This is a genomic window from Staphylococcus agnetis (assembly GCF_002901865.1).
GTDB classification, from domain to species: Bacteria; Bacillota; Bacilli; order Staphylococcales; family Staphylococcaceae; genus Staphylococcus; species Staphylococcus agnetis.
This window is the reverse complement of sequence record NZ_PPQF01000116.1, coordinates 1-7,503: the sequence shown is the minus strand read 5'-3', so window position 1 is coordinate 7,503 and position 7,503 is coordinate 1. Positions and strand designations below refer to the sequence as shown.

4 protein-coding genes are annotated in these 7,503 nt (G+C 33.9%); all 4 read right to left on the bottom strand.

Translation table 11 applies throughout. From position 1 onward, the window contains the following. Nucleotides 1–82: 82 nt before the first annotated feature. The 4 genes from mprF to glcT all read right to left on the bottom strand — a co-directional run bounded on the left by mprF (nucleotide 83) and on the right by glcT (nucleotide 7,414). A complete protein-coding gene (gene mprF / locus CD172_RS12070; RefSeq protein ID WP_103346484.1) occupies nucleotides 83–2,602 on the bottom strand; it encodes a bifunctional lysylphosphatidylglycerol flippase/synthetase MprF in 2,520 nt (839 codons plus the stop codon). Nucleotides 2,603–2,753: 151 nt separating this feature from the next. Continuing rightward, entirely contained in the window at nucleotides 2,754–3,980 is a 1,227-nt protein-coding gene (locus tag CD172_RS12065) for an AI-2E family transporter (RefSeq protein WP_103346483.1), read from the bottom strand. 442 nt (nucleotides 3,981–4,422) lie between these two features. Further along, entirely contained in the window at nucleotides 4,423–6,453 is a 2,031-nt protein-coding gene (ptsG, locus tag CD172_RS12060; RefSeq protein WP_103346482.1) for a glucose-specific PTS transporter subunit IIBC, read from the bottom strand. 109 nt (nucleotides 6,454–6,562) lie between these two features. Continuing rightward, on the bottom strand, nucleotides 6,563–7,414 hold the full coding sequence (glcT, locus tag CD172_RS12055; protein WP_037564454.1) for a glucose PTS transporter transcription antiterminator GlcT: 852 nt from the start codon (nucleotides 7,412–7,414) through the stop codon (nucleotides 6,563–6,565). Nucleotides 7,415–7,503 lie beyond the last annotated feature (89 nt).

The following is a 7,503-nucleotide window of genomic DNA, read 5'->3' as shown; positions in this document are numbered from 1 at the left end:
AGAAGATCGTGCAAAATATCAATCTAAACATCATTAACATATAAAAAATGGATGTAGCGACAAGGCTACATCCATTTTTTATTTAAACATTTTTACGAATAACTCGCGTAACTTTAATTAAACTTTCCCAAACATTTTGACGTCGGTGATACACTAAAAAGCGTGATTCCCAATTCGGATTAAATTTACTTTTATATTTACGTAATCCTTGGAAGCTATACAAACCGTTAAAGTGTTCATATAAACGTCCTGCAAATTTTTCACGCAAATGACCATATGGCATTTGACCTACATTAGATAATGTCGCCATACCCATATTAAAGTATGCGTAGCCATTTTCTTTAGACCATTGCAACATGTGTAAATACAATGCATCCATAAATGGTACATCAATAGACTTGTCCCATCGAATTAAATCCACAGATACAATCTCTTTATCTTTAACCGGCATGAGCGTACAGAATGCATCAATACGTCCTTCATCATTTTTCAAAACGGCAATAGGTGCAGTATCGAGATACGCACGAGAGAAATGCCCTACTGAGAAATAAAACTCTTTATCTTGACCAAGCCAATCGTCGCTCACTTCTTTAAGTCGATTAAACGTTGCTTCATCAACTGGAGATTGTAACATTTCAAATGTATATCCCATTGACTCTACTTTATTTAACGTTGCTCGGAATCCACGACGTTTTTTTCCTGACGTCGTAAAGGCTTGAGCATCAATTAACGCTTCTTCACCTAGTTTAAAGAATTGGTTACCAAAGTCATGGTATAACGATAAATGCTTTTCAGAAACTTGATAGAAAATGACTTCTGCACCTAAATAAGTGGCATGATCATAAAACTTTTCTAAAAGTTCTGCAAAGTGCTCTTCATTACCCACAGGATCTCCTAAAACAATTAATGAATTACGATAAAAGCGGTACATGATAAATGCATCTTGCGCTTCATTAACAAACATATTTTTATCACCACTGAACAATAAGTGACTCAAATTATGGCCACCATATTGCCCCAATATGTTTTGACCTACTTTTAAATCTACGTTTTCAAGCGGTGTACGATAATGACGTTCAAAGATATAAATAATGATACCTACGATGAGTGACATCCCTATAATTGAAAGCCAAAATGTTGAACGTAATACAAAATAATCTACATTTGGCATTTGGATATTAAAAACATCTAAAAATCGTTTTGCAAAATGTTGGTTTAAAAGTAAAAGTACTACACTCACTATAATAATGTAAAAAATTGATTTGATTCGAATCGCACGTTTTAAAACATGAGATTTACGATATGCAAACACTAAAGGTGCTAAAATTAATGCGGCAATCAGTACTTCAATTGTAATACCATACACATAGAAATTAGAAATGATTAAAATACACATCGCGACGATGACAAAAAGCATGGCACGCTGACTTCGTTCGACAATCCCTCGTAAATTTAACATTAAAATCAAACAAGCACTTACGTTAAATATATAGAGGATAAGGAACACAATGTGGTGTTTAGATATCGCCGCATCTGCCAATATAAGCACATTTACCAATAAAAACGTTAAACTCGTAATACCAACTAAAATACTTAAAATTAATGATGGAAATATATTTACAAAATCTTTTTGGAATGAAAAGATAAACCCTGTCACTTCTCTAGCTGGAACAAAATATTTTGAATCTGATATGAAGCTTTTAGCATGTGGACCGAATTCAAATACCGTCATAACAAGTGCGAAAAATAACGGGAAGAAATAGTAAGCAAAACGATACACAAGCAACGCTAAAACAATCTTTTCTTCAGGTATACCGATATATTTCAAACCTAATAAAATAATTAAGTCAAAAGCACCAAATCCACCTGGGATAAACGATGCTAAACCTGAAATAGCCGCCACAATAAATACGCTAAGTACGACTGGAAACGGTGGGTTCGCCCCAACAATATGTAACGATAGATAAAGTACCACACTGGCACAAATCCATTCAACGCTTGAAATCACTGTAAATAGTGTTCCTAACCAACGTGCTTTTTGATCAATTGGTGAAATTAAAGACACTATAATAAACGCTGGTAACAACAATGCCACAATATAGAGTAAAATTTTAACCCATATTGACGTATTATCTAGAAAACTCACATCGAGGATATGCGTGACAATAAGTAAAGATAAAAAGCTTAAACCCGTAAGCATTGAAGTCAAAATATAAGAAATGAACTTCACAAGTTTTTTACGTTCATTTGAATAGTTACTATAAAACCATAACCGAACACCTGCGCCAATAAAACCACCAAAACCAATAATATTGTTAAAAGCATTAATGATGTAACCAACACGTAATGCTTTAAATTTAGACACTGGTAATTTGAATCGTGCTACTAAAACCCAGTCAAATAATGATAACAATCCAAGTGCAAAGGCACCTAGCAAGAATAAACCAATAAGTTCAAAACGATTAATGTGATTAAACAAAATGAATGTTTTCTTAAAATCAATATGTGACAATTCTTTCGTTAATACTGACGTCACAATTACAATTAACACCAAAACAAATACAATTTTTAAATATTTCACTAAATTTTTATTTAAAGACATATGACACTACCTTTCTGACTGAATTCATGTAAAAGGTTGATAGATTTATCTCTCATATCAACCTTCAACATTTAAAAACTGACTGAAATTGTGATGATACATGATAGGGTGACACTTATGCAAGTCTTGTAGAGCTAAATTGATGTTGATTTTACTTCGGAGATGCTGACTTACTTTGGGCACTAGCGTATTCATCATCGGGCATTTCGTATAATCCCGCATCTTCGGCATAATATTTATTATAACGACGTTTGAATAACAGGAATATATGTGATACAAGGACTTTCAAAATCGCATAAGCTGGAATACCCAAAATAACACCCACAATGCCTAATAAATTACCCGCACTTAATAAAACAAAAATAATAGTCAATGGGTGAATTTTTAATGTTTTACCCATTACATTAGGTGAAATAAAATGACCTTCAATAAACTGTACAGCAGTCCATACAATAATCAATTTAATAAGCATGAAAGGCGATGTAATAATTGAAATGATGATTGCTGGTGAGATTGCAATAGTTGGTCCTAAATATGGCACAACACTTGTCACTGCAGCAATACTTGCAAGGATTAAAGCATACTCTAAACCAATTATAGAATAACCTATAAATAAGAGAATGCCGATACAAAACGAAACAATGATTTGACCTTGGATATAAGACCCAACTTGGTGACTCATCTTATCAAGTAAATCATGCACATCTTTGCGAAATTTAGGCGGTGTCACATGATTGATAAACCCCTTAAATTTATGACCATCTTTCAACATGAAGAATAATACAAATGGCACGGTAATAAGTACAACCGTCGCATTGACAAGTGTTTCTGCAAATGTGCGCAGTCTAGGTGCAATACTGTCTGACATCTTAGGTAAACGTTCTTGCAATGTTGTTAACGTACTTTCAATTTGTGTAGAATACTTTTCTAAAAATGGAAAATGCATAATGCGATTCACAAAGTCTGTCACTTTATGAATGTAATTAGGCGCATTTGAAATTAAACGTTCCAGTTGAATAGAAACAAGCGGAATCAGCAAATTAACAATAATTGTAATAATACCAGCAATTGCCACAAATAATATAGTAATCGCCCAAATTCGTTTAATATTATAACGTTCCATCAAGTTAATAATAGGATTAAACAAATAGAATAATATTAAACCTATAATAATCGGTGCAGCGATGGTATTAAATACAATAATAAATGGTTGGAAGACGTATGAGACTTTGTCAAATATAAAAATCACAATGCCTAAAAGAATAAATATCATTAAAGCAAAAAGTAAGTCTTTCCCTCCGAAAAATTTCATAAAACGGCTCTCACGAAAATCAAGGTTTTTACGTTCCACCCCTTGAGTTTCTTTTTGATTAGACATAACACTCTCACCCTACTTTACTTAAATTAATTATAGTGTATCGTTTTTTAAAAAAAATTAAAACATATAACTACAGTAAAAACTTTAAATCTACCTTAGAATTAGTATACATATCGGAAATAGTACTATTATTACAGGATAGTATATTCAAACAGTGTACATACTCTTTTACGCCTATATTATAAGTGCTTATATGATAAATCATTTTATATTAAAACGGAAACCTAACACCGTGTATCACCATTAAATACTTATACATATATAAGTTCTCGTTTATATACCACATACACAATACCTACAAACAAGTATGATTGAATCACGTCTCAGTATCCTTTGTAAAAAATACCTTCAAAGTCATCGACACTGACTTTGAAGGTATTTAGTAATGTATTAGCAACAATACAAAAAGGGCGTGCCTAAATTAGGCCCACCCCATTTTTAATTAAGCTTTAAATAATGTATCTCCAAAGTTTAATGATTGACCTTCTGAAACCGTCACATCATTAATATTTCCTTGCGTTAAAATAATCGGCGTAATATCACTCTTCGCGTTTTCTCGAATGTAATCTAAATCAAATGTAAGTAATACATCGCCTGTTTGGATTGTTTGACCCTCTTCAACTTGCATTGTAAAGCCTTCACCGTTAAGTTTAACCGTATCTAAGCCAACGTGGATTAAAAGCTCTGTACCTTCATCTGAAACTAAACCAATCGCATGTTTAGTAGGGAAGAACATTTGTACTTTACCATTAAATGGCGCGCGAACTTCACCTTTCGTTGGTGCAATTGCAATACCGTCACCCATCATTTTCTCGCTAAACACTTGATCAGGTACGTCAGAAAGTGGCACAAAATTACCCTCTAAAGGTGAGGCAATGATTGTTGCATCTGAAGTTGATTGTTTGTGTTCGTCAATAACAACAGGTTCATCGTCATGATCATCTAATGATACAGGTTTTACTGTTTTACCATCCATGATATGTTGCATTTCATGTTTGATTTGATCTGACTTCGGACCGAAAATCGCTTGCATATTATTGCCCACTTCTAGTACGCCAGATGCACCTAAATCTTTCAAACGTCCAACGTCAACTTTTGACTTGTCCGCAACTTCTACACGTAAACGCGTAATACATGCATCTAAATGTTTGATATTTTCTTTACCACCCATAGATTCAAGTACTGCATATGGTAATTCACTCGCTTCAACTGATGCTGATTCAGATTGCTTATCTTCACGTCCTGGCGTTTTAAAGTTAAATTTCTGAATTAAGAAGCGGAAAACTGTGTAGTAAATCACCGCATACACAATACCAACTGGAAATACAAGCCACCAAGCTGTTTGGTTAGGTAAAACACCAAGTAATACATAATCGATGAATCCACCAGAGAATGTGTAACCTAAATGAACATCGAGTAAGTATAAAATTAAGAATGATAAACCATCAAGTACTGCATGGATAAAGAATAATAATGGTGCTACGAATAAGAATGAAAATTCTAATGGTTCTGTAATACCTGTTAAAAATGATGTTAATGCTGCTGATGCCATTAAACCAGCAACCACTTTTTTGTTTTCTGGTTTAGCGGTATGATAAATTGCTAAGGCAGCCGCTGGTAAACCAAACATCATCACTGGGAATTCGCCTTGCATGAATTTACCAGCTGTTAAATGTGCACCTTCACGAATTTGCTCTAAAAAAATACGTTGGTCACCTTTAAAAATTTCTCCTGCCCCATTAGTATATGAACCAAATTCAAACCAGAACGGCGCATGGAAAATATGATGTAAACCAAATGGAATTAATAATCGTTTAATAAAACCAAAGAAGAATACTGCAAGTCCAGTATTAGAATCTAATAAACCGCTACTGAACGCATTTAAACCGTCTTGAATCGTTGGCCAAATTAACGCCATTGGGAATGCAAGAATAAATGATAACGTCGCCATCATAATTGGCACAAATCGTTTACCTGCAAAGAACCCTAAATAAGTAGGTAATGAAATGTTATAAAATTTGTTATAACACCATGCTGCTAATGCACCATTGATAATCCCGCCAAACACACCTGTTTGAAGCGTTGGAATCCCTAAAACACTTGCAAAACCTTTGTTAGCTTCGCCTGCCATTTCAGGTGTCACGTGTAAAAAGGCACCCATTGTTTTATTTAAAATGACAAAACCTACAAAAGCAGCAATTGCCGCAACACCATCACCACCGGCAAGTCCGATCGCAACCCCCATTGCAAAAATAATCGGTAGGTTATCAAAAATGACACTACCTGCACCTGTCATCATCTCTGCGACATTTTGAATGCCTTGGTTTTGGATGAATGGCACATAATGTTGTAGTGCTTCCCCTTGTAAAGCTACACCAAATGCTAAAAGTAAACCAGCAGCTGGTAGAATCGCAACAGGTAACATTAAGGCTTTACCAATACGTTGCAACTGTCCAAATAGTTTCTTTCCCACTGTAATACCTCCAATTTTTTATGAATCTCACACAAAAAAGCATGAGTAAAAAGCCATGGATAGCATATCCATAGGTTTTAACTCATGCCTAATCTCACTTAGTAACACGTTACGTATTCGATTGCGTCGTCGTTGAAAGTTGTTGAATATGCATTGTTAAATATGCAATTTCAGCTTGATACACTTCCAGACTGCTTTGTGTTTGAATCATTTTTACTATTTTAACAGCTATATTGTAGCATAAAGGATATTGTGATTTCAATAGCGTTTCAAAATCTAATTGTACTTGTGCACGTTCTCCTTTGCGCACACGCTGAAGTAAGAAATGAATATGTCTCACAAAGCGTTGGTATTGAATGGATTGTATTGGTATTTTAATTTGTAAATCATGTTCAATCATGCGTACCGCTGTATTAATCAATTTCGGTACTTGTTCTGTTTCCTCTATATTAATTTGATTCGTTTGAGAAGCAATGTGTAACGCAATAAAACCAACTTCATCTTCAGGAAAATTGACATTTAATTGCAAGTTGATTCGAGCGACAACACGTTTAGCTATTGTATAAGCTTCAGGGTAGCTATATTTTGTTTCACTGAGAAATGGATTTTGTATATATTGTTGTTGCTGATAACGCTTTAACGCAAAGACAATATGATCGGTAATAGATACAATAAATGACTCATTTTGACTTAAATCAAAATGTGACATGATGAGTTGCACAGACTCTATCACTACTTTTAGAACTTCTTCATCAGTATGCGCGATTACCATTTTATAATGATCTTGTTCTTCTTTATTTTGTAATGTAAAGACCTTTTCAATAACTTTATCTGGTTGGATGTGTTTGCCCGCTTTTTGATTAAAGCCGAGCCCTTTTCCAATAATAATCACTTCTTCATTATGATATTCACAAATGAGTACGTTATTGTTGAGGACTTTTTTTATTAAATATGACGGCATAATTTTAATCTCCTCTACCACTTCATAATGATTATATATTGAAAGATAAAATAAATAAAGCGACATTTTTTATATCATAGACACCAATG

What these genes read in the sequence shown, in the direction of transcription:
- mprF (WP_103346484.1), bottom strand. Translation starts at nt 2,602, where the DNA reads ATGTCTTTAAATAAAAATTTAGTGAAATATTTAAAAATTGTATTTGTT.
- glcT (WP_037564454.1), bottom strand. Translation starts at nt 7,414, where the DNA reads ATGCCGTCATATTTAATAAAAAAAGTCCTCAACAATAACGTACTCATT.
- CD172_RS12065 (WP_103346483.1), bottom strand. Translation starts at nt 3,980, where the DNA reads ATGTCTAATCAAAAAGAAACTCAAGGGGTGGAACGTAAAAACCTTGAT.